The following is a 25862-nucleotide window of genomic DNA, read 5'->3' on the forward strand; positions in this document are numbered from 1 at the left end:
CGTCCAGACGCAGAAGGCGGTGCACGGGTGAGCTCGGGAGGTCTGGAGCTGCCCCCTGGTGACAGCGGTCACGAGGGCGGCCCGGCTGATGCCGCAGGCGGGGCGGCGGGCGGCGGGCCCGCCGGGGTGCCGGCCGGGGCGGTTTCACTGGCACCCCCGGCCGCCGGGGACGTACGCACCGGGGCCGAGCTGGACTGGGGCGCGGACGCGTGGAGCGAGGTCCGGACCAGGGCCCAGCGCGCGGGCCGCGCCTACATCTGGCTGAACCTCGTCGAGCAGCGGCTGCGGGCGGTCGTCGGCGCGGTGCTGCGCCCCGTCTACGCACCCGCGCACGGCCAGGACGACTGGGTGGTCGCGGCCGCCGGTCCCGCCGGGCAGGAGTGGGTGCAGCGCGCCGTGGCGGTCCGCGAGGTCAGCCGGCGCAAGGGCTACCTGCTGGACCCGGCCGACGACAACGTGCTGAGCTTCCTCACGCTGCCGCAGCTGCGGGAGCTGATGGTCCAGCACTGGCCTTGCTTCGAGCCGTACTTCGACGACCGGCGCGAGATCGAGCTGGCCCTGGACGAGCTGGAGGTCACCCGGAACGTGGTCTCCCGCAACCGGGCCCTGTCGCGGGCGGTGCTGGAGCAGGCCGAGCGGGCCTCGGCGCGGCTGCTGGAGGTGCTCGGCGGCGGCGCGGGCGGCCCGGCGGCCGACCGGCTGCCGATCGACGCCGTGGAGGACCTGGTGGGCGACCGGTACGCGGACGTCATCTCGGTCCACCCCGACCGGGTGCGGCTCCAGCGGCAGCTGCCCGCCGAGGACCTGTTCGGGGGCGCGCGGCGGCTGGACGCCATCGGCATAGGTCTCAACCTGCTGGTGCAGAACTTCTCGGGACGAAGACTCGTCCGGCTCACGGAGGCGGGCTGCCGGGTGCGGCTGCTGTTCCTGAACCCGGCGAGCAGCGCGGTCAAGCGGCGCGAGCGGGAGCTGGGGCTGCGCAAGGGCGAGCTGAGCCGCTCGGTGGAGATGAACATCCTGCACGTGCGCAGGGTGCGGGCGGGGCTGAAGGACCCCTCGCGGTTCGACATCCACGTCTTCGACGAGACCCCGCGCTTCACCGCCTACCTGGTGGAGGGGGAGTCCTCGGGCATCGCGGTGGTCCAGTCGTACCTGCGGCGGGCGCGGGGCATGGAGGCCCCGGTGCTGGTGCTGCGCGGGGGCGGCCGGGGCGCGGTGAAGGACGCGGACCACGGACTTTTCCCGACATACCGGGAGGAATTCGAATCGATGTGGGAGGACTCCCGCCCGGTGTCGTGACTGTCAGTGCCCCGTGTCAGGCTGAAAGTCGTTGACCGGATGGATGTACGGGGGAGGGGCGCGTCATGGCGGCGTGGCACGGGGGAGCACTGGTCGGATTCGACCTGGAGACGACGGGGACGGAGCCGGGGGAGTCGCGGATCGTGACGGCCGCGGTGGTCGAGGTGCGGGGCGGCGAGGTCCGCGAGCGGCGCGGCTGGCTCGCGGACCCGGGGATACCGATCCCGGAACAGGCCTCGGCGATCCACGGGATCAGCACGGCGCGGGCCGTCGCCGAGGGCCGCCCGGTGCGGGAGGTCGCGCAGGAGGTGGCGGCCGCCCTGGTGGAGCACTGGCGGCGGGGCGCGGTGGTCGTCGCCTACAACGCGGCCTTCGACCTGACGCTGCTGTCGGCGGAGCTGGCGCGGCACGGGCTGCCGTCGCTCTCCGACCGGCTGGGCGGCGCGGCGACGGGGCCGGTGGTGGACCCGCTGACCATCGACCGGGCGGTGGACCGCTACCGGCGCGGGAAGCGCACGCTGGAGGCGGTGTGCGGGGTGTACGGGGTCACCCTGGACGACGCGCACGATGCCGGGGCGGACGCGCTGGCCGCCGTCCAGGTGGCCCGGGCGATAGCCGACCGGCATCCGGAGGTGGCCGGCCTCACCCCGGCGGACCTCCACGACCGGCAGGGCGCCTGGCACGCCCGCTGGGCCCGCGACTTCCAGTCCTACCTGCGCCGCCAGGGCAGCCCGGACGCGGTGATCGACACGGCCTGGCCCCTGCGCGGCCTCATACCCTCCCAGGCCCGGGCCGGCGGAGCCTAGGGCCCGTCTTCCGGATCGGGCCCGGGCCGAAGGGGTCTGGTCAGACCTGCGGTTGCAGGGTCCGGGGGTCGGACGGGCGGGGTACGAAGACCGGGGAGTCCGACTGGTAGAAGAGGTCGATGTCGGCCTCCTCGCCGCCGACGATCAGGGTGTCCCAGGCACCGCTCTCCCGCAGGGTGCGCAGGGTGGCCGGGGCGATCGCGGTGAGGTGGGCGCGCAGTTCCTCGTCCGAGGGCAGGCCCGGCAGCCGGGAGCCCAGCCGGTCGCGGATCTCCGCCATCCGGTCCAGCAGCACCTCCAGGTCGCTCCCGTCCGCGGCGTCGGCTCCCGCCCCCGCGCCACGCGCGATGATGTCCCTGATGGCGCGGGTGATGCCCTGGTCGTCGGTGGTCACCATCGCGTTCCAGGCCCGGCTCTTGTGGCGGTACTGGAGCATCGACATGGCCGCCTCGTGCCGGATGAAGTCGGCGTCGCGCAGCGGTTTGCCCTGCCAGGCGCGGCTGAGCGAGCGGGCCAGTGAGGTGGCCGAGGCGAGGCCGCTGTTGAGTCCGCGGCCCGGCCAGAAGTGGATGGCGTTGGCCGCGTCCCCCAGCAGGAAGCCGTAGGTGCCGGGGGTGGTCGCGGTCGGCCGGTGCAACTGCGCGGTGAACCGGGGGCGCTGCACCATGTCCAGGCGGAACGAGGTGATCGCCGACAGGTCCTCCTCGGCCACGCCGAAGAGGTTCAGGCCCTGCCGGATCTCCTTCCACAGCGGCGAACCGCGCAGCAGGGCGGGAAGGAAGAGGGTGCCGTGGGTGGGGCAGCGGAACTCGTTGTCCTCCTCCTGCCGGCTCATCAGACAGGGCCGGGCGGCGATGCACTCCTCGAAGACGTGGCGGACCGGGTCGATGCCGATGACGTTCTTGGCCTCCTCCCGGGTGAGCCGCATGTTCAGGAAGCCCTCGCCGCGCAGCGAGTTGAGGAGGAAACGGTTCTGCGACACGGTGAGCAGCACGCTCATCGGGTCCGGCAGCCTCGACTTGACCCGCAGGCCCAGCACGACGTCCTGGAGGTGCTCGCCGTCGAGGGAGTAGATCGAGGCGTCGGCCGCGCCGAAGCGGTCGGCGTAGTGCTCGCGGGTACGGGAGCGGCCGCCCTCGCAGACCACCAGGACGTGCTCCTGGGCGAGCCGGTCCCGCTGCTCCGTCACGTCGAACCGCTCGGGGACCAGGCGGATCGCCGGCCTGCGGTTCGCCAGGTCCAGCAGGCGGTCCTCGATGTGGGCGATCCGGATGTTGCGGGGCGGCCGGCCGTCGACCGAGTCGGGGCCGACGGGCCACATCTCGGAGTAGGCGGCGTCGTCGTCGAACAGCGCGCCGAGGACCTCCTCGGACAGGGCGAGGTACTGCCGGCTCTGTACGGTCACGACCTGCTGGCGGCGGAAGTTGCCCTGGGTCTCGTCCTTCCAGACGACCGTGGAGCCCTTCCTGGTCCAGCGTCCGTCGTAGAGGGTGACGGCCGTCCGGCCGGGCAGCATCTCGTCGAGGGCCAGGGCGAAGGCGAGGCCGACGGGGCCGCCGCCGGTGATGGTGACCCGCAGGGTGCCGGGGTCCGTGGTGCTCGCCCGGGGGACCGCCATGAGGGAGAGGTCCATGACCGTCTCCATACAGTCCTGCGCCTCATAGAGAAACGTTTCGTCACCGATCCGGACGCAGTCGTTCGGGCGCAGCACGTGCCGGGTGACGCGCTGGTCGTTGACGAACGTGCCGTTGCGGCTGTCCCGGTCGTAGAGAACGAACCCGGGGTCCTCCGTGACGATCTCGGCGTGCAGCCGGGAGGCGCTGGGGCTCACGATCACCACGCCGTTGTCGCTCTTGCGCCCGAAGCTGAGGGGCTCGCTGCCCAGGACCACGCTCTGTCCGGTGAACGGACCCGTGCGCCCGACGATGACCGATGGCACTGCACACCCCTTGAAAACGATGCTGCCGTATCTCGTACGACTGCAACACGTCATCGAGAACGTATTCGGTTCAACCATTTCTGAGAATCTTTTGAGTACCTCTGAACCGGGGGCCCGGTCCGTACGTGATGTTCGCGTCGGCCGGCGACAAGAGGAGACCGCCCCCATGCACAGCGAGGAAAACGAGACCGTGACGGAGACCGCGCTCGCGGCCACCACCGCGGCCACCACCGCGGCCACCACTGCGGTGACCAGCGAGGTGACCGGGGCGGATGCCGCCACCACCGTGGCCGCGCCGGGCGGGGACGGCGGGGAACGGCTCGTCGCGGGCCGCTACCGGCTGCTGTCGAGGCTCGGCGAAGGCGGGATGGGCACCGTGTGGCGGGCTCTCGACGAGACCCTGCACCGGGAGGTCGCCGTCAAGGAGGTACGGGCCCCGGCCGGACTGGGGGCCGGGGACATCGCGCGCATGTACAGCCGCCTGGAGCGGGAGGCGTGGGCGGCAGCCCGCATACCCGACCGCAATGTGGTCACCGTCCATGACGTGGTCATGGAGGACGAACGGCCCTGGATCGTGATGGAACTGATCAGGGGCCGGTCACTGGCCGATCTGCTGCGGGCCGAGGGGCCCCTCACCCCGCGGCGCGCCGCGCACATCGGCGCCGAAGTGCTGAACGCGCTGCGCGCCGCGCACGCCGTCGGTGTGGAGCACCGGGACGTGAAGCCGGCGAACGTGCTGATCGCGCAGGACGGCCGGGTGGTGCTGAGCGACTTCGGGATCGCGATGGTCGAGGGCAGCACCGCCCTGACGATGACCGGCGAAGTGGTCGGTTCCCCCGAGTACCTGCCGCCGGAGCGGGCACTGGGCCGCCCCTCGGGCCCCGAGTCCGACCTGTGGTCCCTCGGCGTGATGCTGTACGCGGCCGTGGAGGGGATCTCCCCGTTCCGGCAGGGCACCGCGCTGAGCACCCTGCGGGCCGTCGTGGACGAGGAACCGCCGGAGCCGGCCCGGGCCGGCCCGCTCGCGCCGGTCATCGCCGGGCTGCTCCGCAAGGAGCCGGCGCAGCGGACCCCCGCCACCAAAGTGGCCCGGGCCCTGCGGGACATCGCACACGAACCGGACGCCACGACGGCAGCCTCCCCTGTCCTCCCGACCCCCACCCCGCAGCCCGCCACGGCCGCGCCCGCGGCCACGGCCCCCGTCACCGTCCCCGTCCCGGAGGAAGCGGCCGCCACGGCAGCGCCCGCCGCCGCAGCGGCGCCCGCGGTGGCGGCGCCCATCGCGCCCGCCGCCGTGCCCGCCGCCCCGGGGCGCAAGAGCCGTACGGCGGTCGTGGTCGGCGCCGGGGCGGCCGCCTGCGTCCTGATAGCCGGCGGGCTCGCCTACGCATTCACCGGCAACGACGAGGACACCGCGCCCGGTTCGGGCGTACGGGTGACGGTGGCGGGCACGAACACGACCTACACCGGCAGCTGCCCGACGCCCGAGGGCCGGGCGCCCGCGTTCACCGCGACCTTCACCGCGCCCGAGCCGACCCTGATCTCCTACCGCTGGGTGTCGGGAGACGGCTCCGTGGTGGATCCCCACTGGCGCACCATGTCGATCGGGGACAAGACCAACCCCACGGGGCACGACACCGTGCGCCTGACGACCTACGCGAAGGCGGGCACCCTGACCACCGGGATGGCCGTGGAACTCCAGAGCCCCACCCGCACCCTCTCCAACCCGGTCCCCTTCTCGATCACCTGCACCCGCTGAACCCCCCCGCCCGGCCGGTCACAGCCTGCCGGTGTCGGCGCGCAGGGACTCCACGGCCCGGGACAGGCTGGACGCGGCGTGCCCCGCACGGACCTGGTCGTCGAAGAGCCGGAGTAGCGGCGCCAGCAGGTCCGTCGGCAGCCCCTGCGCCTCCGTGGCGGCGAGGATGTTCCGCAGACCCACCGCGTTGATCTCCAGGTTGGAGGTGGTGGTGCCGTATTCCCGGTCGTCGATCTCCCGCGCGAAGGCCGGGAGCGCGTCGGCGGCCGCCGTCAGCCACCGGACCAGCGGGCCGGTCAGCTCCGCCGCACCGATCCCGGCCGTGCCGGCCAGCGCCACCGCCTGGAAGAACCCGGCGAACATCCCGTACATGCCGCTCAGCAGGGCGGTGTCGTACACGGAGGAGAGTTCGGCGGCCGGACCGACGAGGCTGCCCTCGCCGATCGCGTCGAGGACCGTGCGGTAGGTCCCGAACGCCGCTTCGTCGCCGCTGTACAGGACGAACGCGGCGGAGGTGCCGATGGTCTGCGGAACCGCGTAGACCGCGCCGTCGAGGTAGGAGGCCCGCTGATCGGCCACCCAGGCGCCGATGGCGCGCGCGGCCGACGGGGTTCCGGTGGTCAGGTTGACGACCGTACGCCCCTTCAGTTCCCCGGCCGCCGGCAACAGCAGCTCGCGGACCGTGTCGTAGTCCAGTACCGCGACGACGACGAGTTCTCCCGCCGCCACGGCATCGGCGGGCGTGGCCGCGAGGGACGCCCCGCGGGCCACCAGACCGTCGGCCCTGCCCGCGGAGCGGTTCCAGACCGTCGTGGGATGCCCCTCCCTCAGGAAGGTCTCGGCCAGCGCCCGGCCGAGGTTGCCCAGGCCCAAGACGCTGACCGGAACCTTGTGCGTCGCGGTGGTTTCGCTCATGACTGCTCTCTCCTCGTGTCGGTGGTGCCGTCGAACAGGCCCCACCCTGCGCGTCGGTGCTGCCGTTCGGCTGTCGCTCCACTGCCGGTCCGCTGCCGGTCGGCTGCCCCTGGGCCGCCGGCAGACAGGCCCTAGGCTGATCGGCATGCGCGTGGGGGTTCTGGGGCCGCTGATGGTGTGGACGGGCGACGGCGAGCCGGTGACCGTGACCGGAGCGCGGGCGCGCAGGCTGCTCGCCCGGCTGCTCGTCGAACCGGGCCGCCCCGTCTCCGTCGACCGGCTGGTGGACGCGCTGTGGAGCGGACCCGGCGCCGCGATGCCCCGCCACCCCTACGCGAGCCTCCAGGGGCAGGTATCCCGGCTGCGCGCCGCTCTCCGCCGCGCCGCGCCGTCGGACGGCCGAGGCCCGCTGCTCCACGACGCGAGCGGATACCGGCTGGAGTTCGCGCCGGGGGAACTCGAACTCGACGCGCGGCGGTTCGCCGAGCTGGTCGCCCGGGCGCGTGCGCGGGAGGCGGGCCCGGCTCCCCGCGCCCGTGCCGAACTGCTGGGCGAGGCCCTTTCCCTGTGGCGCGGTGAGGCGTACGCGGGCCACACCGACGACCCGGCCGCCGGCGCCGCGGCCGCTCGGCTGGAGGAGGAACGCCTCTCCGTGCGCGAGGAGTTGCTCGGCCTGCGGGTGTCCCTGGGCGAGCAGCACGCCGTCCTCGGCGAGATCGACCAGCTCGTCGCGGCCCATCCGCTGCGCGAGCGACTGCGCGCGGTCCAGCTGCGGGCGCTGTACCGGGCCGGCCGCCAGACGGAGGCGCTGGAGAGTTACGAGGTCCTGCGCGGCAGACTCGCCCGGGACCTCGGGCTGGACCCCGGACGGGAGCTGACGGAGCTGCGGCAGGCCATCCTGCGGCAGGACGCCGACCTTGAGCCCCCGGCCCGGTGGGCGGACCCCGGCGCAGTGGCGGTGGCAACCGGGTCCGCCCCGCCGGCCCCGCCGGCCCCGCCGGTCGCCCCAGAGGGCGGGGCGGGCGGACGGCTGCCCCAGCCGCTCACCCGGCTGGTCGGGCGCGGCGCGGACCTCGCCGCCGTCCGCGCCCTGTCGGCGCACTCCCGGCTGGTCACCCTCACCGGACCCGGCGGCGTGGGCAAGACCCGGCTGGCGCTGGAATGCGCCGGCGGGGCGTCCGCCCGCCACCGGGACGGAGCATGGCTGGTCGAGCTCGCCCCGCTCCCCGCGGGAGCTCCGGCCGATGCCGTGGCCGGGGCGGTACTGCGGACCCTGGGCGTGCGCAGGCCCGACGGTGAACGGTCCGACGCGGTACGGCTGCTCGTGGGCGCTCTCCGGGAGCGGAGCCTCCTGCTCCTGCTCGACAACTGCGAGCACCTGTCCGATGCCGTGGCCGAGGTGCTGGAAGCCGTACTTCCGCAGGCGCCCGGGCTGTCCGTGCTGGCCACCGGCCAGGAGCCGCTCGCCCTGGCGGGGGAGGCGGTGCACCCGCTGGCGCCCCTCGCGCCCGCCGATGCCGTCGCCCTGTTCACGGCCCGCGCCGCGCTCCCGCCGCCCGACGCGGCCACCGACGCGGACACGGCGGCGGTCCGGGCCCTGTGCGCCCGGCTCGACGGGCTCCCGCTCGCCCTGGAACTGGCCGCCGCCCGCGCGCGGGCCCTCGGCGTGCACGGCCTGCTCGCCGGACTCGACGACCGGTTCGCCCTCCTGTCGCGGGGGCTGCGCGGAGTGCCCACGCGACAGCGGACGTTGCGCGCGGTGATCGACTGGAGCTGGGCGCTGCTCGGCGGCGCGGAGGAGGCGGTACTGCGCCGGTTGTCCGTACACGGCGGTGACGCCTCCGTGGAGGCCGCGCGCGCCGTGTGCGCGGGCGCGGGTACGGCCGTGGCCGCGGGTACGGCCGCCGACCTGGACCCGGACGTGCCTGAACACCGCGTCCCGCTGCTGCTGGACCGCCTCGTGGAGCGCTCGCTCGTGGTCCTGGTCGACCGGCCGGAGGGCGGCCGCCGCTACCGGCTGCTGGAATCCGTCAAGGACTACGCCCGGGAGCGGCTGCGCGAGGCCGGCGAGGAGGCCGGCACCCGCGCCCGGCACGGCAGGTACTACCGGGAACTCGCGCTACGGGCAGAGCCGTTGCTGCGCGGCCCCCACCAGCGGCTCTGGCTCGCCCGGCTCGACGCCGCCGAGGCGGAGCTGTACCCGGCCGTCGAGGAAGCGCTGGCGCAGGGCCGGGTGGTACCGGCCCTGCGCGCGGCACGGGCCCTGGCCCGGTACTGGCTGCTGCGCGGCAGGCCCGCGGAGGGCGGCCGCCTGCTCGACGCCTGCCTCGCGGCGGAGCGCGACCGGCTCGCGCCCCCCGGCGGGCCGGGCGGGGATCCGTACGCCGGGGAGCGGATCACCGCCGTGGCACTGGCGACGGCCTGGCGGGCGGGCCTGAGCGTGTGGGAAGGCGCACCGGCGTCCGCCGGGGGACCGCTGCGGAGCGCGGCCTCCGGCCTCGACGCGCGGGAGGTGGCGGACCACGACCCGCTGGGCCACGCCCACGCCCTGTGGTTCCTGGCCGCCGCGCAGATGGGCGCGGGAGACGTACCCACGGGCGAGGAACTCGCCGACCGGGCGCTGATCGCGGCCGAGGGGCTCGGCGACGCCTGGGGGACCGCCGCCGCGCTCAGCGTGCGCGCCCGGCACGCCCTCGCCCACGGCGACCTGGCCTCGGTGCGCCGCGACGCGGAGCGGGGCGCGCGGCTGTTCCGCCGACTCGGCGACCAGTGGGGCCTGTCGCAGACCTTCTTCCCCCGCGCCGCGCTGCACGAGATCGCGGGCGAGTACCGGGAGGCGGCCCGGCTGCACGAGGAGGGGCTGGCCATCGCCGAGGAACTCGGGCTGCGGAGCGAGGCCGGGAAGCGGCTGTGCGCACTGGGCCGGCTGGCCCTCCTGGAGGGCGCGTACGAGGAGAGCCGGCAGCGGCACGCGGAAGCCCTGCGGCTGGCCGCGGAACAGGGCCACCGGGCGGGGGAGGCCGACGCCCGGATCGGGCTCGGCATGGTCGCCCGGCGCACCGGTGACCTCGCCGCCGCCGAGGAGCACATGCGGGCGGTGCTGGCCTGGTTCCGGGACTCCGGCTACGCGCCGGGTACGACGCTCGCCCTCGCCGAACTCGGCTTCACCGCCGAGCTGCGGGGGGACGCGGACGCTGCCCGGGCCCTGCACGCCGAAGGACTGGCGGCCGCGCGGGCGCTGGGAGACGTACGCGCCGTGGCGCTGGCCCTGGAGGGGCTGGCGGGCGCCGCTGCGGCGGGCGGCGAACCCGGGCGGGCGGCCGGGCTGCTCGGCGCCGCCCGGACGGCCCGCGCTTCGGCCGGTGCCCCGCTGCCGCCCGCCGAACGGCACGACGTGGACCGCATCTGGTCGGTCTGCCGCTCCGCCTTGGGGCCGGCGGCGGCCGACGCCGCGCTCGCCCGCGGCGCGACGCACCCGACCGAGGCCGAACCCGCCCTCGGACCGGCGGTGGGGCACGCCGCGTCCTGGCCGACGTAGGCGTTCAGGTCTCACGGGTCACCTTGGTGCCCCGCCGTCAGAAGGCGTGCCAGCGGACTTCCGGGTCGCCGTCGCGCAGGGAGGCCACCCGGCGGCGGAATTCGGCCAGGGCCTTCGGGTTCGCCGGGGCGTGCTGGGCGACCCAGGCGCAGCTGGCCGTCTCGCGGGCGCCGCGCAGGACCGCGCAGCCGTCCCAGCCGCGCACGTCCCAGCCGTACGCCCGGGTGAACGCCTCGTACGCCGCGGCGGGCAGCCCGTAGCGGTCGCGCGAGAGGGCCATCACCACCAGGTCGTGCTCGCGCAGGTCGCACGAGACGGTCTCCAGGTCGACCAGGACCGGTCCGTCCGGGCCCACGTGGACGTTGCGGGGGAGGGCGTCGCCGTGGATCGCGCCCGGGGCGAGGTGCGGGGTGAGGCCGGCGACCTCACCGGCGTAGGCGTCGCGCCGGGCCCGCAGGTAGGCGGCGTCCGCCGGGTCGACGGCCCCGCCGGCCAGCCGCAGCCAGCGCTCGACCCCGCCCAGCAGGTCCCGCGCCGGGAGGGTGAACGGTGGGGCGGGCAGGGCGTGGAGGTGCCGCAGCAGCGCCGCCAGGTCCTCCGGGCCCGCCGGGCGGACGGCGTCCGGGAGCCGGTGCCACACGGTCAGCGGGTGCCCGTCCACCAGCCGGGCCGCCGGCTCGGCGGCGCGGACGGCGCGTACCCCGGCGTCCGCGAGCCAGGCCGCCACCGCGAGTTCCCGCTCGGCGCGCTCCAGCAGCGCCGCCTCCCGGCCCACCTTGACCACCAGGTCGCCGGCCGCGAAGACGGCGTTCTCGCCGAGGGCCAGCAGCTCGGCCGGCTCCCCGCCGCCCAGACCCGCCGCCGTCAGTACGTCCCTGGCCCGCGCCTCGTCCATGCCGTGTCTCCGCCGCCCGTCCGGATCTTCGTGAATCCGCCAAGTCTCGCATCCCGGTGCGCCGCGGAATCGCGTTGCGCGGACCCCGCCGTGCACACGTTCGTCGGCGTCGTCAGTGGTCCGCCCTATCGTTCGGTCATGACCACCAAGAAATTCGCCGCGCTGCTGCGGGGCATCAACGTCGGCGGGGCCAGGAAGGTCCCGATGGCCGAGCTGCGCCAGGTCCTGGAGGGCCTCGGGCACGGGGACGTCCAGACCTACCTGCAGAGCGGCAACGCCGTCTTCAGCACGGCGCGGACCGACCCCGGCCCCACGGACCTCGCCCGGGAGCTGGAGGCCGCCATCGAGGCCCGCTTCGGGTTCGCGGTGCCCTGCCTCGTCGTGGACGGCACCTACCTGCGCGCGGTCGCCGACGATGGACCTCGCCCACCTTCACCTGGAACACCCGGAATTCGTCCAGCTCCAGGATCTCGGCCAGCACCAGGTTCTGCGTCAGCAGGAACGCCTTCGCCTTCAGGGTGCCCTTCTCCGAGTAGACGAGCACCTTCCAGAACTCGCGCGGCAGCCGCGCACCCCGGAAGAGCCGGTCGTCGTCGTGGAACACCGGACCGCCGAACACGCTGATCCGCAGTCCCTCGACCTCGACCTCCTCGAAGAGGGCGTTCTCCAGCTCGCCCCAGATGCCGGCCTTCGCGCTCTGGTTGAAGTCGTCCATCTGCGGGGTGATGTTGGTGTAGAAGAACGAGTCCGTGTTGGCCCGGTCCGCCTCGGGCAGCGGGCCCCAGATCAGGTCGGCGCGGCGCGCGATGTGACCCCGGTCGAGCCGGTTGCCCTTGTACATCTCATTGCCGACCTGGGCGTCCGCCGGCAGCCGCGGGTCCTTCTTGAACTCGATCCCGCTGCGGTCGATCTTCTTGATGGCGCCGCCGTCGATGTTCCAGGCCACCCAGAACGCGAACCGCCGCGTCCCGCTCAGGGCCAGCGAGAAGTGGGTGTACGGGATGACCTCCGTCCCGTCGAGCCGCACCGCGTCCCCCTTGAGCGAAGGGCTCAGCCGCGGGGTCGCCACCGCCACCGCGAGGAAGCCCGGGTCGTACCCGGTCACCGCCTCCAGCGACTCGGGGGCCGGCGCCTGGAGGGTGATCTTCAGCTCCTCGAAGACCGCCCGGGGGAAGCAGGCCAGCGCCCGCTCCTCCGGGTCGACGTCGCTCTCGCCACCGAAGTGCAGCCCGGCCAGCACCTCGCTCGGCCGGCCGCCCCGCGTCTTGAACAGCCACGCCGCACCCGAGTCGCCGGGCGCGCTGATCTCCCCGTCGTCCGCCGGCTTGTTGGGATCCGGGCCTATCTCGAAGCACTCGATCTCCCGCGTTCCGACCGGCGGCCCGTAGTCGATGCTGACCCGGGCGAAGGGACGGCTCACCACGCCGTGCGTGACACCGGTCGTACGGCCGCTCTTGACGACCTTGTCGTCGATCTGCGGCTCGCCCAGCTGCGTCGGCGTGACGCCGAGGTCGAGGACGGACGTGTCGAACTCGCGGTCCGTGATGCTGGAGACGGCGCAGTCCCCGGCCAGCCCGAGGTGGGAACGCTTGAGGGTGCCCAGCCGGTTCAGGGCGGTGCGGCTGTCGTCGGCCTTGCCCGGCTGTACGACGTCGTCGCCCAGCTCTCCCTTGCGGCCGTTCAGGACGTGCCAGTTGCTCAGCAGACAGCTCGAACCGTCGTTCTTGTCGAAGACGACACAGCCGATGGTGCCGGCGGACACCTTGACGTTGCCGACGCTGACACCGGGACGGACCGGGTCGACCCGCTTCTGCCGGTCCGGCGTCTCCGCCTCGGCGACCAGCAGGAAATGCGGCTTGTAGCTGCGCTGGACCACATCGGTCGGCACCTTCACGCCGCCGCCTATGTCGATGAGCGCGGGGATCGGGGTGCTCATCAATCCGTCCACGCCCTCCGGCCGGACCTTCTTGTCGACCGTGAACTGCAGGGCCAGTTCCTTGCCGCGCTTGCCCTTCGTCTCCTTGTAGCCGATGCCGATCGACGAGACGTTCGGGTCGGCGAGATAGCCCGACCCCTGGGCGCGGATGAACTGTTTGAGCGAGTCGATGAGCTTGTCCTGGCCGCCCGCGGAGGCGGCGGCCGGGGATGTGGCGGCACTGCGCTTCTTGGCAGCCATCGAGGGCTCCCTTCGGGCAAAAGAGGTTCTCGCGTGAGAAGCCCGCCCGTGGATGCCGCCCCCGCGGTCGCCCCGTCGACGCGAGCAGGCTGGGGCTCCCCGCTCCGTGCGTGTGTTTCCAGCCTACGAGCGAACCCGCGCCGCTGCCTCCGGGGCCGGGAGTGGTGGACGGCTGAACCATCCGCCCGCCGAAGTAGGACTCCGCCACGGCCCGACGGCGACCCGGGGGCGCGGATGTGCCAGGCTCAGGCCATGCGTTACATCATCATCGGCGCCGGAGCGATCGGCGCGACCATCGGCGGGCGGCTCGCGGAATCGGGCCGGGAGGTCGTGCTCGTCGCGCGCGGCGCTCACGCGGAGGCCCTGCGCGCGGACGGGCTGCGGCTCACGACGGTGTCCGGGGAACGGGTGCACCGGCTGCCGGTCGTCACCGCCCCGGCCGAGCTGGGCGAACTGCGCCCGGACGACGTGCTGCTGCTGGCCGTGAAGACCCAGGACGCGATCGCCGCGCTCGACGCGTGGGGCGACGCGGAGGTCGCGGGCGGCGGAACGGCCGCGCAGCGGCTGCCGGTGCTGTGCGCGCAGAACGGGGTGGAGAGCGAACGGCTCGCCCTGCGGCGCTTCGCGCGGGTGTACGGGGTGTGCGTCTGGCTGCCGTCCACGTTCCTGGAACCGGGCGTGGTCTCGGCGCTGTGCGCTCCGCTGACGGGGATCCTGCACCTGGGCCGGGCCGCCGGCGGCAGCGACGCGACGGCCCGGCGGATCGCCGCCGACCTGGAGGGGGCCGGGTTCGAGGCGCCGGTCGTCGAGGACGTGATGCGGTGGAAGTACGCGAAGCTGCTGGGCAACCTCGGCAACGCGATCCAGGCGACGACCGGCCCGGAACCGGACCCGGCGAAGGGCGCGCTGCTGCTCCGCGCGGTCCGCGAGGCGAAGGCCGCCTTCGACGCCGCCGGCATCGGGTACGTCCCGGAGGCGGAAGCGGCCGCCGCGCGCGACGGCAAGGTCGAGCAGCCCGCCGGGGTCCGGGGCGGCTCGTCCTGGCAGTCGCTGCGGCGGGGCACGGGCTCGATCGAGGCGGACTACCTCAACGGTGAGATCGCCCTGCTGGGCCGGCTGCACGGGGTGGCGACCCCGGTGAACGACACGCTGCGCCACGCGGCGAACATCTTCGCCCGCGAGGGCCTCCCGCCGGGCGCGATGTCGGTCAAGGACCTGACGGCCCTGGCCGACGAAGCCACCGCCCGCGCGTAGCCGGCCCCGTCGCGGTGGCCGGCCCCCGCGCGCAGCTGACGCCGCGACGGAGCCAGCCCCGCGCGCAGCCGGACCCCGAGTGGAGCCGGCCCGCGTACGAACGGGCGGCGGCCCCGCGGTGTCAGGCCGTCAGGGCCGGGGTGTGCGCACGGGGGGCGGCGGCCGCGTCGAAGCGGCGCAGCAGCAGCCGGGCCAGCTCCGGGGCCGCGCCCAGGACATCGGCCACGACGTCCGCGCCGCCGGCCGCCGCGCCGTCCGCGATACGGTCCGGCAGCCGCCCGGGGGCGATGACGTACGGGGCCACGGCGATCCGGCGGACCCCCTCGGCGCGCAGCGCCCGTACGGCTTCCTCCGTACGGGGAAGGGCGGCGGAGGCGAACGCGGGCCGCACGGCGCACCAACCGGTGTGCCGCCACTCCCGCGCGATTTCAGCGATCACCGCGATCGCCTCCGGGTCGGTGGAACCGGCGGACGCGAGCACCACACCGGTGGTGGCGCGGTCCGCCGGGCCGAGGCCGGCTTCGGACAGCCGGCGCTCCAGGGCCGAGACGAGCAGCGGGGACGGCCCGAGGACCTCCGCCACCCGCACCGCGAGGCCCGGGAGCCGGACGGTCGACTCGGACAGCGCCGCCGGGACGTCGGCCTTCGCGTGGAAGGCCCGGGTCAGCAGCAGCGGCTGGGCGACGACCTCGCGGACGCCGTCGGCGTACAGGGCGGCCAGCACCCGGTCCACGCGCGGGGCGTTGAAGTCCAGGTACGCCGTCTCCACCCGCAGTCCGGGCCGCAGCGCCCGCACCCGCCGGGTGAGGGCGTGCACGGTTGCCGCGTGCCGCGGGTCGCGGCTGCCGTGGGCGATGACCAGCAGTGCGGGGGACACCCGGATCAGCTCTTCACCAGCAGGCCGCGGCTGCGCAGCACCCACCGCTCGACCGGGCTGAAGATCAGCAGGTCGATCGCGATGCCGACGACCAGGATCAGGATGATCGCGAGGAAGACGCCCGGCAGGTCGATGTTGTTGCGGCCGTTCTCCAGCAGCTGGCCCAGGCCCAGGCCCAGGTCCGGCGAGGACGCGATGATCTCCGCCGCCATCAGGGAGCGCCAGGAGAAGGCCCAGCCCTGCTTCAGGCCGGCCAGGTACCCGGGCAGCGCGGCGGGCATCACCACGTGCCGGGCGCCGCGCAGCCCGGTGGCGCCCAGGGTGCGGCCGGCCCGCAGGAACAGCGGGGGCACCTGGTCGATGCCGGAGACGAGGCCGTTGGCGATCGACGGCACCGCACCGAGCAGGATCACCGTGTACATCATGGCGTCGTTGAGGCCGAACCAGAGCACCGCCGGCGGCACCCAGGCGACCGAGGGGAGCGATTGCAGGCCCTGGAGGATCGGGCCGATGGCGGCGCGGACGAACTTCACCCGGGCGACGAGCAGACCGAGCGGCGTGCCGATGGCCAGGGCGAGCAGGAAGCCGAGCAGACCGCGCGAGACGCTGGTCCAGATGACCTCCAGCAGGGTGCCGCCCAGCCACATGTCGGCGAGGCTGTCCCAGACCGCGGACAGGGCGGGCAGCTTCGTCTCGTCGGTGACCTTCGCCGCGACGAGGAGCTGCCACACCAGCAGCACCAGGCCGACGGCGAGGAACGGCGGGAGGACCTTCTTGACGAGGACCTCGCGGACCGGGGTGCGGTGGGTCTGGACCGCGTCGAGCGCGTCGAGGCCCGCCTCCAGGCCCGCCAGGTCGTCGCGCGCGGTCGTGGCGGACCCGGCCTTCGTGGTGGTGTCAGTGCTGGCCATGGCGGCGGATCTCCCCACGCAGGTGTTCAGTGATCTCAAGGGACAGCTCCGCGACGTCCGCGTCCTCGATGCGGCGCGGCTGCGGGATGTCCACGGTCCACTCCTTCGCGACGCGGCCGGGCCGTGAGGAGAGCAGGACCACGCGCTGGGCGAGGCGCACGGCCTCGCGCACGTTGTGCGTGACGAAGAGGACGGACAGCCCCGTCTCCGCCCAGATCCGGGTGAGTTCGCCGTGCAGGACGTCCCGGGTGATGGCGTCGAGGGCCGCGAACGGCTCGTCCATCAGCAGGAGCCGGCTGTCCTGGGCGAGCGCCCGGGCCAGGGCCACGCGCTGGCGCATGCCGCCGGACAGCTCGTGCACGCGCTTGCCGTACGCGCCGCCGAGCCGGACCAGCTCCAGCAGCCGCTCGGCCTCCGGCTTGCGGTCGGCCTTGGCCACCCCGCGCAGCCGCAGGGCGAGTTCGATGTTCTTGCCCGCGGTGAGCCACGGGAACAGGGCGTGCTCCTGGAACATCAGCGCCGGACGGCCGCCGGGGGTCTCGACGGACCCCGCGGACGGCTTGTCCAGACCCGCGACCAGGTTCAGCAGCGTGGACTTCCCACACCCCGAGGCGCCCAGGATGGTGACGAACTCGCCGGGAGCGACATCGAGGCTGATGTCGTCCAGGACGAGCTGCGATCCGGCCGGGCCGGAGAAGGACTTCGAGACGTGCCCGATGCGGGCGGCGTGCGTGCGCTCCGCGACGGAGCCCTCGGCAGCCTTGGCAAGCGTGGTGGCCATGGTCGTCACCTCCTGGGTCTGCGGGGTTGCGGGATTACTTGGCGCCGAGCCCGGCGTCGGAGACCTCGGGCTTGCCCGCGGCCTTGAGCACCTTGTTGAGGAGCTTCAGGTCGTAGATGCCGTCCAGTTCGGGCTGTGCGATGAGCTTGGCCTTGACCGCCCACTCGGACTCGGTCTTCAGCGTGGTGGCCAGCGGGTCGTCGGTGACGAGGATGGACTTCCACGCCGGGTCGATGATCTTGGCGTCGAGGGGCTTGCCGCTGTCGGCCGCCAGCTTGGCGTTCGCGGAGGCCTTCGCCTTGTCCGGGTTGGCGTTGATCCACTCGTTGGTCTTCACCGTGCCCGTCAGCACGGCCTCGACCACGTCCGGGTGCTCCTTCAGGAACTTCTGCGACACGATGACGTTCGTGATCACGAACTTCTTGTCGGGCCACAGGTCGGTCTCGTCGAGGAGGACGGAACCGCCCTCGGAGACGAGCTTGGAGGCCGTGGGCTCCGGCACCCAGGCGCCGTCGATCGAACCCTGCTTGAAGGCGTCCGGGGTGACCTTGTTGTCCGTGCGGACGACGGAGACGTCACCCTTGCCGGACTCCGGGTCGACCGACCAGCCCTTCTCGGAGATCCAGTTGAGGAAGGCGACGTCCTGCGTGTTCCCCTTCTGCGGGGTGGCGATCTTCTTGCCCTTGAGGTCGTCCAGGGTCTTGATCTTGTCCGGGTTCACGACCAGCTTGACGCCGCCCGAGGCGGAGCCGGAGATGATGCGCAGGTTGGAGCCCTTGGACTTCACGTAGCCGTTGATCGACGGCGAGGGGCCGATGAAGCCGATGTCGAGAGAGCCGCCGTTGAGGGCCTCGATCTCGGACGGGCCGGCGTTGAAGGACTGCGGCTTGATCTTGGTGCCGGCCAGTTCCTTCTCGATCAGGCCCTCCTGGAGGCCGACCAGGGCCGTCGCGTGCGTCAGGTTCGGGAAGTACCCGATCCGGACCTCGCCGGCGGAGAGCTTCTTGCCGTCGGCCGCCGGGGCGGCGGACGCCTTCGCGTCGTCCTTCTTCGCGGCGTCGGAACCGTAGCCGCAAGAGGCGAGCGCGCCGATCAGCAGGGGCAGGGCGGCCGCGGCGACCACGCTGCGGCGGAGGGTGTTACGGGTGGGACGGATGGCAGGCACGGGAGGACTTCCTCTCGGGGCGTGGTCTCACGACACACGTCTTCGTCTGTGGAGCGGGGGCGGGTACGGCTCGTGGGGGGTGAGGGCGCGCATGCGGTGCGCGTACGTCAGTGCGCACATCGGGCAACCCCGCCCTGGCCGCTGCCGAGGCGGCCGCTGCCCACACGGCCGCCCTCCTTCGCGAAGGTGGAGTAGATGTCGGCGGGCATGGGTCAGAAGTCCCACCCTTCTTCGTCGGCCTGGACGGTGGTCCGGGCCTGGGAGGCGAAGGACTCGCCCGCCATGCCCGCCGCCAGGGTGGTGCCGTCGGCCGGGTCGATCAGCAGGAAGGACCCGGTGCGGCGCGAGTCGGCGTACGCGTCGAGCGCCAGCGGCTCGGCGGTACGGACGACCACGCGGCCGATGTCGTTGGCCACCAGCTGTCCCGGGTCCGGGTGCTGGGACAGGTCGTCGAGGGTCAGCCGCGAGGGGATCTCCTTGACGATCGCCTTGACCGTGCGCGTCGTGTGCTTGAGCAGCACCCGGGCGCCGACGGCCAGCGGCTGGTCCGCCACGTGGCAGACCGTCGCGACGACGTCCTGCGTGGTGGCCGGCGGGTTCGAGGACGGGGCGATCAGGTCACCGCGCGAGATGTCGATGTCGTCCGCCAGGCGCAGCGTCACCGACTGCGGGGCCCAGGCGATGTCGACGCCCTCGCCGAGCGCGTCGATCCCCTCGATCACCGAGGTACGGCCCGAGGGCAGTACGGTCACGGCCTCGCCGACGCGCAGCACGCCGGAGGCGATCTGGCCCGCGTAGCCGCGGTAGTCGGGGTGCTCGGCGGTCTGCGGGCGGATCACGTACTGCACCGGGAAGCGCGCCGGGCAGGCCGTCAGGTCGTGGCTGACCGGGACGGTCTCCAGGTGCTCCAGCACGGTCGGGCCGCCGTACCAGTCCATGTGCGCGGACGGCTCCACCACGTTGTCCCCGGCCAGCGCCGAGATCGGGATCGCGGTGATCTCCGGGACGCCCAGGTCCGATGCGTACGCGGTGAACTCCTCGGCGATCGCCGCGAAGACCTTCTCTTCGTAGCCCACCAGGTCCATCTTGTTGACGGCCAGGACCACGTGCGGCACCCGCAGCAGGGCGGCGACCGCCGCGTGCCGGCGGGTCTGCTCGATCACGCCGTTGCGGGCGTCGACCAGCACCACGGCCAGATCGGCGGTGGAGGCGCCGGTGACCATGTTCCGGGTGTACTGCACGTGCCCCGGGGTGTCCGCGAGGATGAACCGGCGGCGCGCGGTGGCGAAGTAGCGGTACGCGACGTCGATGGTGATGCCCTGCTCCCGCTCGGCCCGCAGGCCGTCGGTCAGCAGCGCGAGGTCGGGGGCGTCCTGGCCGCGCTGGGCGGAGACGGCCTCGACGGCCTCCAGCTGGTCGGTCAGGACCGACTTGGAGTCGTGCAGCAGGCGCCCCACCAGGGTGGACTTGCCGTCATCGACGGAACCGGCGGTCGCGAAGCGCAGCAGTGTGGTCACTGAGGGGTCGACGAAGCCGGCGACCTGATCGGTGGTGGATGTCATGGCTAGAAGTACCCCTCGCGCTTGCGGTCTTCCATCGCGGCCTCGGACATCTTGTCGTCGGCGCGGGTCGCACCCCGCTCGGTGAGCCGGGAGGCGGCGATCTCGGTGATCACGGCGTCCAGCGTGGTGGCGTCGGAGTCGACGGCGCCGGTGCAGGACATGTCACCGACGGTGCGGTAGCGGATGAGGCGCGTCTGGGTCGCCTCGCCCTCCTTGGGGCCGCCCCACTCGCCGGCCGTCAGCCACATGCCGCTGCGCTGGAAGACCTCGCGCTCGTGGGCGAAGTAGATCTCCGGCAGTTCGATGCCCTCGCGGGCGATGTACTGCCACACGTCCAGCTCGGTCCAGTTGGAGAGCGGGAAGACGCGTACGTGCTCGCCGGGCGCGTGGCGGCCGTTGTAGAGCTGCCACAGCTCGGGGCGCTGGCGGCGCGGGTCCCACTGGGAGAACTCGTCGCGCAGGGAGAAGACGCGCTCCTTGGCGCGGGCCTTCTCCTCGTCGCGGCGGCCGCCGCCGAAGACGGCGTCGAACTTCAGCTCCTGGATCGCCTCGGTGAGCGGGACGGTCTGGAGCGGGTTGCGGACGCCGTCCGGACGCTCGCGGAGCTTGCCGGCGTCGATGTACTCCTGGACGGAGGCCACGTGCAGGCGCAGGCCGTGCTTCGCGACGGCCCGGTCGCGGTAGCCGAGGACCTCGGGGAAGTTGTGCCCGGTGTCGACGTGCAGCAGCGCGAAGGGCACCGGGGCCGGCGCGAACGCCTTCAGCGCCAGGTGCAGCATGACGATGGAGTCCTTGCCGCCCGAGAACAGGATCACCGGCTTCTCGAACTCGCCCGCCACCTCGCGGAAGATGTGCACGGCCTCCGATTCGAGGGCGTCGAGGTGCGACAGCGCGTACGGCGCGTCCGTCCCCTCGTGGACGTGTGCGACGGTGGCGGTCATGCCAGGCCCCTCTCGGTGAGCAGCGCGTGCAGGGCCGAAGCCGACTCCCGCACGGTCTGCGTGTGCGACTCGATCCGCAGGTCCGGGGAGCCCGGAGCCTCGTACGGGTCGTCGACGCCGGTCAGGCCGGAGATCTCGCCGGCCGCCTGCTTCGCGTACAGGCCCTTCACATCGCGCTCCGAGCACACCTCGACCGGGGTGGCCACGTGGACCTCCAGGTACGCGGTGCCCTCGGCGGCGTGCCGCTTGCGGACGGCCTCGCGGCTGTCCGCGAACGGCGCGATCACCGGCACCAGCGCCTTGACCCCGTTGCTCGCGAGGAGTTCGGCGACGAAACCGATCCGCTGCACGTTGGTGTGCCGGTCCTCCCGGCTGAAGCCCAGCCCGGCGGAGAGGAACTCGCGGATCTCGTCGCCGTCGAGGACCTCCACGCGGTGGCCCTCGTCGCGCAGCCGCTCGGCCAGCGCGTAGGCGATGGTGGTCTTGCCCGCGCTCGGCAGCCCGGTCAGCCACACGGTGGCGCCCTGGTCGCTCACGCTCATCTGCTTCTTCTCCGTCGGTTCCGTGTGGTGGGTCATCAGCCGTGCAGTCCGCACTCGGTCTTGCCCAGCCCGGCCCAGCGGCCCGCCCGGGCGTCCTCGCCCGGCGCCACGCGGCGGGTGCAGGGCGCACAGCCGACGGAGGCGTACCCGTCCGTCAGCAGCGGGTTGGTGAGCACGCCGTGCTCGGCGACGTACGCGTCCACGTCGTCCTGGGTCCAGCGGGCGATCGGCGAGACCTTGACCTTCCGGCGCTTCTCGTCCCAGCCGACCACCGGGGTGTTCGCCCGGGTCGGGGACTCGTCGCGGCGCAGGCCCGTCGCCCACGCCCGGTACCCGGCCAGGCCCTCTTCGAGGGGCTTGACCTTGCGCAGCGCGCAGCACAGGTCGGGGTCGCGGTCGTGCAGCCTCGGGCCGTACTCGGCGTCCTGCTCGGCGACGCTCTGGCGCGGGGTGAGGGTGATGACGTTGACGTCCATCACGGCCTCGACCGCGTCCCGGGTGCCGATGGTCTCCTCGAAGTGGTAGCCGGTGTCGAGGAACACCACGTCCACGCCGGGGAAGACCCGGGACGCCAGGTGGGCGACCACCGCGTCCTCCATCGAGGAGGTCACGCAGAACTCCTTGCCGAAGGTCTCGGCCGCCCAGGCGAGGACCTCCGTAGCGGAGGCGTCCTCCAGGTCCCGGCCCGCCCGCTCGGCCAGTTCCCTCAGCCCCCGGTCCTCCTGAACCGTCGTCATATCTCCTCCCCTCCCGCGGCGGTGGGCCGAACGCCCCGGGACAGCAGCCCGAGGTACTTCAGCTGGAACGCCCGGTTGCAGGCCCGGCACTCCCAGGCGCCGTGCCCCGTCTCGTTCGGGAACAGGTCCTCGTCGCCGCAGTACGGGCAGTAGAACGGGGCCGCGCGCTCGCTCACGACAGGTCCTCGTCCTTCGCACGGGTCACCCACGCGGCGAAGCGCTCGCCGTCCTCGCGCTGCTCCTGGAAGCGCGTGACGACCCGCTCGACGTAGTCGGGCAGACCGGCCGAGGTGACCTTGAGGCCGCGGACCTTGCGGCCGAACCCGGCCTCCAGACCGAGCGCGCCGCCCAGGTGGACCTGGTAGCCCTCCACCTGGTTGCCGTCGTCGTCCAGGACCAGCTGCCCCTTGAGACCGATGTCCGCCACCTGGATGCGGGCGCAGGCGTTCGGGCAGCCGTTGATGTTGATGGTGAGCGGCTCGGCGAACTCCGGCAGGCGGCGCTCCAGTTCGTCGATCAGCGAGGCGCCGCGCGCCTTCGTCTCGACGATGGCCAGCTTGCAGAACTCGATGCCGGTGCAGGCCATCGTGCCGCGGCGGAACGGGGACGGCTTGACCCGCAGGTCCAGCGCCTCCAGGGCCGCGACGACGGATTCGACCCGGTCGGCCTCGATGTCGAGGACGATCATCTTCTGCTCGGCGGTGGTGCGCAGCCGGCCGGAGCCGTGCCGGGCGGCCACGTCCGCGATCTTGGTGAGGGTGGCGCCGTCGACGCGGCCGACGCGGGGCGCGAAGCCGACGTAGAAGCGGCCGTCCCGCTGCCGGTGGACCCCGACGTGGTCGCGCCACTGGCCGGAGGGCTGCGCGGGCGCGGGGCCGTCGGTCAGCTTCCGCTCCAGGTACTCGTCCTCCAGGACCTGGCGGAACTTGGCCGGGCCCCAGTCGGCGACGAGGAACTTCAGGCGGGCGCGGTTGCGCAGCCGGCGGTAGCCGTAGTCGCGGAAGATCGAGATGACGCCCTCGTAGACGTCCGGGACCTCGTCGAGCGAGACCCAAGTGCCCAGGCGCACGCCGAGCTTGGGGTTGGTGGAGAGACCTCCGCCGACCCAGACGTCGAAGCCGGGGCCGTGCTCGGGGTGCTCCACGCCGACGAAGGCGATGTCGTTGATCTCGTGCGCCACGTCGAGCAGCGGCGAGCCGGAGACCGCGGACTTGAACTTGCGGGGCAGGTTGGAGAAGTCCTTGTTGCCGACGATGCGGCGGTAGATCTCCTCGATGGCGGGAGTGCCGTCGATGATCTCGTCCTGGGCGATGCCGGCGACCGGCGAGCCGAGGATGACGCGGGGCGTGTCACCGCAGGCCTCGGTCGTGGACAGGCCGACGGCCTCCAGGCGGCGCCAGATCTCGGGGACGTCCTCGATCCGGATCCAGTGGTACTGCACGTTCTGGCGGTCGGTGAGGTCCGCCGTGCCGCGCGCGAACTCCTCGGAGATCTCGCCGATGACGCGCAGCTGCTCGGTCGTCAGCCGGCCGCCGTCGATGCGGACGCGCAGCATGAAGTACTTGTCGTCCAGCTCCTCCGGCTCCAGGATCGCGGTCTTGCCGCCGTCGATCCCGGGCTTGCGCTGGGTGTAGAGGCCCCACCAGCGCATGCGGCCGCGCAGGTCGTTGGGGTCGATCGAGTCGAAGCCCGCCTTGGAGTAGATCGTCTCAATGCGTGTCCGCACGTTGAGACCGTCGTCGTCCTTCTTGAACTGCTCGTTGCCGTTGAGGGGGGTGTGGTGTCCGACGGCCCACTGACCCTCACCGCGGTGACGGCCGGTCTTACGGCGCGCGGCAGCGGCTGCGGGCGCGGCTGCGGCGGGCGATTCGGGAGTGGCGGCCATGGCGGTACGTCCTTCTTCGGCGGCTCGGGGCGGGGCGGGGGGAGCGGCGGCGAGTGCCCCCGTGAGTGGTCCCGCCGCTGAGCAGGTGCGGCGGATCGCCGCCCGATGCCGGTGTTTCCGGTGTTCAGGGCGGTCTTCGGCCTTCAGGGGGCATGCGGGTACTGCGGAGACCGACGCGTCCGCGGCAGCGGGGACGACGGCGGTGTGCGGCGGTGGCTGGTTCCGTCAGCTCGCCGGACAGATGGCGCTGGACATGCGGCCGAGGTCGACGTGCCGCCGACTCACCAAGGCAATTCCAGCTCCAGTCATGGCGGAAGCGTGTCATGTGCCGATTGGAGGAGTCCACTACTGTCCATGATGCGGACGTACTCGTCTCGTATCGCGGGACAGCGTGACGGGGGTCACTCGGTGAAGCGGCACAATCCGGCCGCCCGAGGCCCGTTCACGCTACCCGGTGCGGCGTTGCGGGGAGGCGGAGGTTGAGGCGGAGGCGGTTCCACTCCCCGGGGCGACCGGGTCGACCGGGCGGAACGGTGCCGAGCCGGTGATCCCCTCGGCCCGGGGGCCGTCCCTGCGCAGCCGCTCCAGTACGTCGTCGTCCGGCGGGTGGGAGGGCTCGGGAGCTCCCGACACGAGGGCGGGCGGACGGGCCTTGGGGACGCCCGGGATCACCCCGGTCGTGTATTCGAGCGGAAGCTTCGGCTCCGCCACCCGCACGACCGCCCGCCACGTGCCGTGCGGCCAGTCCAGCTCGGCCAGGGCCACCGGCCAGTCCGCCCTGTCCTTGCCCCGCAGGACCATCGCGAACAGCCGGGAGTCCCGGGCCAGCCCGCTGAACGTCCCCTCGAAGGTCACGGCGATCCCGGAGGGAGGGGAGGCGGGATCGGTGTCCTGCCGGGTGGACCGCGTGACCACCACGGCCTCGGAGCGCACGTCGGCCGGGCCGGTGGGAGGCGGCGCGATCGGCGGCTGCGGGTCCCGCGAGATGAAGGCCACGACGATGCCCGCGACGGCCGCCACCAGGGCCGCGAGGAGGCCCTGCCAGCGGTACGAGCTCGACAGCCACCGGGTCACGCGCCGGGAGGAGGAGTCCGGGGTCCCGGGCGCCGGGCCGCCGGGCGGATCGCCCCGGCCGTCCGGATCGCCCCGGCCGTCCGGGTCAGGGGTGCCGGCCGGGCCCGTGGGGGGTGTGGTGCTCATACGCCTCGCCTCGCTCGACGGACGTCCAGCATGCGGACTCCGGGCCCGCCCCGTCCCGCAGCCACGCCGCACGCGCACCACCGGCCGCCGGCGCGGCCGGCCGTGCGCGCCGCCTCACGCCCCCGGCCAGGGGCCCGGGGTCGGGGCGTCCTCCTTCTGTTCCGTCTCCGTCCGGAAGACCTTGAAGCCGCGCCGCAGGTAGTTGTCCATCGCCGTCGGACCGTCCTGGCTGCACGTGTGGAGCCAGACCCGGCGGGTCGGCTCCAGCTCCGGCCAGCGGGACGCCAGGTCCCACGCCCGGGCGACCCCCGCCGTCAGCAGGTGGCCCCCGATGCGGCGGCCGCGGAAGTCCGGGAGGAGGCCGAAGTACATGATCTCCACCACGCCGTCCGGCTGCGGGTCGAGTTCCACGTAGCCCGCCGGGGTGCCGCGGTCGTAGGCGACCCACGTCTCCACGCCCGGCCGCCCCAGCGTCTCCACCCACTGCGCGCGGGTCAGCGCCAGCCGGTCCGTCCAGTGGATGTCCCCGCCCACCGAGGCGTACAGGAAGCGGCTGAACTCGGGCGAGGGGACCTCCGCCCGGGCGATGTGGATCTCCGGCCCCGGCACGGCGGCCGGGACCAGGTCCCGCGCGGAGGTCATTTCCAGGGACCAGGTGGTCAGGGTGATGGCGCTCATGC

General features: G+C 73.5%; 22 protein-coding genes and 1 pseudogene. 6 read left to right on the forward strand and 17 right to left on the reverse strand.

Annotated features, from left to right (window positions below):
• Nucleotides 1-27: 27 nt before the first annotated feature.
• Nucleotides 28-1299, forward strand: a complete 1272-nt coding sequence (locus IE248_RS06860; protein ID WP_008743566.1) for a DUF5919 domain-containing protein — start codon at nt 28-30, stop codon at nt 1297-1299.
• Between the two features lie 65 nt (nt 1300-1364).
• Nucleotides 1365-2105 (forward strand): 3'-5' exonuclease, encoded by a 741-nt coding sequence (locus tag IE248_RS06865; RefSeq protein ID WP_190030176.1) that lies wholly within the window; start codon nt 1365-1367, stop codon nt 2103-2105.
• A gap of 40 nt (nt 2106-2145) precedes the next feature.
• On the opposite strand, the gene IE248_RS06870 is transcribed toward IE248_RS06865, so the two are convergent.
• Nucleotides 2146-4044, reverse strand: coding sequence for an FHA domain-containing protein (locus tag IE248_RS06870; protein WP_190030177.1), 1899 nt, complete (start codon nt 4042-4044; stop codon nt 2146-2148).
• Between the two features lie 166 nt (nt 4045-4210).
• Here IE248_RS06870 and IE248_RS06875 point away from each other — a divergent pair, with 166 nt between their 5' ends.
• Complete coding sequence (locus IE248_RS06875; RefSeq protein ID WP_190030178.1) at nt 4211-5803, forward strand: serine/threonine-protein kinase; 1593 nt, start codon at nt 4211-4213, stop codon at nt 5801-5803.
• A gap of 18 nt (nt 5804-5821) precedes the next feature.
• Here IE248_RS06875 and IE248_RS38130 read toward each other — a convergent pair whose 3' ends face one another.
• The gene (locus IE248_RS38130; RefSeq protein ID WP_100580466.1) at nt 5822-6718 is read right to left on the reverse strand and encodes an NAD(P)-dependent oxidoreductase; all 897 of its coding nucleotides are present in this window, start codon (nt 6716-6718) and stop codon (nt 5822-5824) included.
• A gap of 145 nt (nt 6719-6863) precedes the next feature.
• Between IE248_RS38130 and IE248_RS06885 the strand changes: the two genes are divergently transcribed.
• Nucleotides 6864-10256: an ATP-binding protein gene (locus tag IE248_RS06885; protein ID WP_190030179.1), complete on the forward strand. Its 3393-nt coding sequence runs from the start codon at nt 6864-6866 to the stop codon at nt 10254-10256.
• A gap of 37 nt (nt 10257-10293) precedes the next feature.
• Here the strand turns inward: IE248_RS06885 and IE248_RS06890 are convergent, their stop codons facing one another.
• A complete protein-coding gene (locus tag IE248_RS06890; RefSeq protein ID WP_190030180.1) occupies nt 10294-11151 on the reverse strand; it encodes a phosphotransferase enzyme family protein in 858 nt (285 codons plus the stop codon).
• Between the two features lie 138 nt (nt 11152-11289).
• Here IE248_RS06890 and IE248_RS06895 point away from each other — a divergent pair.
• A pseudogene (locus IE248_RS06895) lies at nt 11290-11520 on the forward strand (DUF1697 domain-containing protein); the annotation flags it as partial.
• On the opposite strand, the gene IE248_RS06900 reads toward IE248_RS06895, so the two are convergent.
• Nucleotides 11435-13327 (reverse strand): DNA/RNA non-specific endonuclease, encoded by a 1893-nt coding sequence (locus tag IE248_RS06900; protein ID WP_373301483.1) that lies wholly within the window; start codon nt 13325-13327, stop codon nt 11435-11437. The pseudogene IE248_RS06895 and the gene IE248_RS06900 sit on opposite strands and share 86 nt — an antisense overlap.
• Before the next feature lie 252 nt (nt 13328-13579).
• Between IE248_RS06900 and IE248_RS06905 the strand changes: the two genes are divergently transcribed.
• Entirely contained in the window at nt 13580-14581 is a 1002-nt protein-coding gene (locus IE248_RS06905; RefSeq protein ID WP_190030181.1) for a ketopantoate reductase family protein, read from the forward strand.
• 121 nt (nt 14582-14702) lie between these two features.
• Here IE248_RS06905 and IE248_RS06910 read toward each other — a convergent pair whose 3' ends face one another.
• The 13 genes from IE248_RS06910 to IE248_RS06965 form a co-directional block, all read right to left on the reverse strand.
• Complete coding sequence (locus tag IE248_RS06910; RefSeq protein ID WP_373301484.1) at nt 14703-15458, reverse strand: sirohydrochlorin chelatase; 756 nt, start codon at nt 15456-15458, stop codon at nt 14703-14705.
• A 5-nt stretch (nt 15459-15463) separates the two neighbouring features.
• Nucleotides 15464-16369, reverse strand: coding sequence for an ABC transporter permease (locus IE248_RS06915; protein ID WP_037795175.1), 906 nt, complete (start codon nt 16367-16369; stop codon nt 15464-15466).
• Nucleotides 16356-17150, reverse strand: coding sequence for an ABC transporter ATP-binding protein (locus IE248_RS06920; protein ID WP_037795176.1), 795 nt, complete (start codon nt 17148-17150; stop codon nt 16356-16358). Before IE248_RS06920 ends, IE248_RS06915 begins: the two co-directional genes overlap by 14 nt.
• Before the next feature lie 34 nt (nt 17151-17184).
• Nucleotides 17185-18315, reverse strand: coding sequence for an ABC transporter substrate-binding protein (locus tag IE248_RS06925; RefSeq protein ID WP_073796983.1), 1131 nt, complete (start codon nt 18313-18315; stop codon nt 17185-17187).
• A 212-nt stretch (nt 18316-18527) separates the two neighbouring features.
• Entirely contained in the window at nt 18528-19877 is a 1350-nt protein-coding gene (locus IE248_RS06930) for a sulfate adenylyltransferase subunit 1 (protein WP_008743578.1), read from the reverse strand.
• Between the two features lie 2 nt (nt 19878-19879).
• The gene (cysD, locus tag IE248_RS06935) at nt 19880-20818 is read right to left on the reverse strand and encodes a sulfate adenylyltransferase subunit CysD (RefSeq protein WP_008743579.1); all 939 of its coding nucleotides are present in this window, start codon (nt 20816-20818) and stop codon (nt 19880-19882) included.
• Nucleotides 20815-21396, reverse strand: a complete 582-nt coding sequence (cysC, locus tag IE248_RS06940) for an adenylyl-sulfate kinase (protein ID WP_008743580.1) — start codon at nt 21394-21396, stop codon at nt 20815-20817. Before cysC ends, cysD begins: the two co-directional genes overlap by 4 nt.
• A complete protein-coding gene (locus IE248_RS06945; protein ID WP_073796982.1) occupies nt 21396-22097 on the reverse strand; it encodes a phosphoadenylyl-sulfate reductase in 702 nt (233 codons plus the stop codon). The genes cysC and IE248_RS06945 overlap by 1 nt, the downstream gene beginning before the upstream one ends.
• Nucleotides 22094-22273: a hypothetical protein gene (locus IE248_RS06950; RefSeq protein WP_008743582.1), complete on the reverse strand. Its 180-nt coding sequence runs from the start codon at nt 22271-22273 to the stop codon at nt 22094-22096. The genes IE248_RS06945 and IE248_RS06950 overlap by 4 nt, the downstream gene beginning before the upstream one ends.
• Nucleotides 22270-23982: a nitrite/sulfite reductase gene (locus IE248_RS06955; RefSeq protein WP_190030182.1), complete on the reverse strand. Its 1713-nt coding sequence runs from the start codon at nt 23980-23982 to the stop codon at nt 22270-22272. Before IE248_RS06955 ends, IE248_RS06950 begins: the two co-directional genes overlap by 4 nt.
• Nucleotides 23983-24207: 225 nt before the next feature.
• Entirely contained in the window at nt 24208-24291 is an 84-nt protein-coding gene (locus IE248_RS38545) for a putative leader peptide (RefSeq protein ID WP_322871838.1), read from the reverse strand.
• A 138-nt stretch (nt 24292-24429) separates the two neighbouring features.
• On the reverse strand, nt 24430-25182 hold the full coding sequence (locus IE248_RS06960) for a hypothetical protein (RefSeq protein ID WP_190030183.1): 753 nt from the start codon (nt 25180-25182) through the stop codon (nt 24430-24432).
• 114 nt (nt 25183-25296) lie between these two features.
• On the reverse strand, nt 25297-25860 hold the full coding sequence (locus IE248_RS06965) for a GNAT family N-acetyltransferase (protein ID WP_037798354.1): 564 nt from the start codon (nt 25858-25860) through the stop codon (nt 25297-25299).
• Nucleotides 25861-25862 lie beyond the last annotated feature (2 nt).

Source organism: Streptomyces goshikiensis (genome assembly GCF_014650555.1).
GTDB classification, from domain to species: Bacteria; Actinomycetota; Actinomycetes; order Streptomycetales; family Streptomycetaceae; genus Streptomyces; species Streptomyces goshikiensis.

What these genes read in the sequence shown, in the direction of transcription:
- IE248_RS06865 (WP_190030176.1), top strand. Translation starts at nt 1,365, where the DNA reads ATGGCGGCGTGGCACGGGGGAGCACTGGTCGGATTCGACCTGGAGACG.
- IE248_RS06875 (WP_190030178.1), top strand. Translation starts at nt 4,211, where the DNA reads ATGCACAGCGAGGAAAACGAGACCGTGACGGAGACCGCGCTCGCGGCC.
- IE248_RS38130 (WP_100580466.1), bottom strand. Translation starts at nt 6,718, where the DNA reads ATGAGCGAAACCACCGCGACGCACAAGGTTCCGGTCAGCGTCTTGGGC.
- IE248_RS06885 (WP_190030179.1), top strand. Translation starts at nt 6,864, where the DNA reads ATGCGCGTGGGGGTTCTGGGGCCGCTGATGGTGTGGACGGGCGACGGC.
- IE248_RS06890 (WP_190030180.1), bottom strand. Translation starts at nt 11,151, where the DNA reads ATGGACGAGGCGCGGGCCAGGGACGTACTGACGGCGGCGGGTCTGGGC.
- IE248_RS06900 (WP_373301483.1), bottom strand. Translation starts at nt 13,327, where the DNA reads ATGGCTGCCAAGAAGCGCAGTGCCGCCACATCCCCGGCCGCCGCCTCC.
- IE248_RS06905 (WP_190030181.1), top strand. Translation starts at nt 13,580, where the DNA reads ATGCGTTACATCATCATCGGCGCCGGAGCGATCGGCGCGACCATCGGC.
- IE248_RS06915 (WP_037795175.1), bottom strand. Translation starts at nt 16,369, where the DNA reads ATGGCCAGCACTGACACCACCACGAAGGCCGGGTCCGCCACGACCGCG.
- IE248_RS06920 (WP_037795176.1), bottom strand. Translation starts at nt 17,150, where the DNA reads ATGGCCACCACGCTTGCCAAGGCTGCCGAGGGCTCCGTCGCGGAGCGC.
- IE248_RS06930 (WP_008743578.1), bottom strand. Translation starts at nt 19,877, where the DNA reads ATGACATCCACCACCGATCAGGTCGCCGGCTTCGTCGACCCCTCAGTG.
- cysD (WP_008743579.1), bottom strand. Translation starts at nt 20,818, where the DNA reads ATGACCGCCACCGTCGCACACGTCCACGAGGGGACGGACGCGCCGTAC.
- cysC (WP_008743580.1), bottom strand. Translation starts at nt 21,396, where the DNA reads ATGACCCACCACACGGAACCGACGGAGAAGAAGCAGATGAGCGTGAGC.
- IE248_RS06945 (WP_073796982.1), bottom strand. Translation starts at nt 22,097, where the DNA reads ATGACGACGGTTCAGGAGGACCGGGGGCTGAGGGAACTGGCCGAGCGG.
- IE248_RS06955 (WP_190030182.1), bottom strand. Translation starts at nt 23,982, where the DNA reads ATGGCCGCCACTCCCGAATCGCCCGCCGCAGCCGCGCCCGCAGCCGCT.
- IE248_RS38545 (WP_322871838.1), bottom strand. Translation starts at nt 24,291, where the DNA reads ATGACTGGAGCTGGAATTGCCTTGGTGAGTCGGCGGCACGTCGACCTC.
- IE248_RS06960 (WP_190030183.1), bottom strand. Translation starts at nt 25,182, where the DNA reads ATGAGCACCACACCCCCCACGGGCCCGGCCGGCACCCCTGACCCGGAC.
- IE248_RS06965 (WP_037798354.1), bottom strand. Translation starts at nt 25,860, where the DNA reads ATGAGCGCCATCACCCTGACCACCTGGTCCCTGGAAATGACCTCCGCG.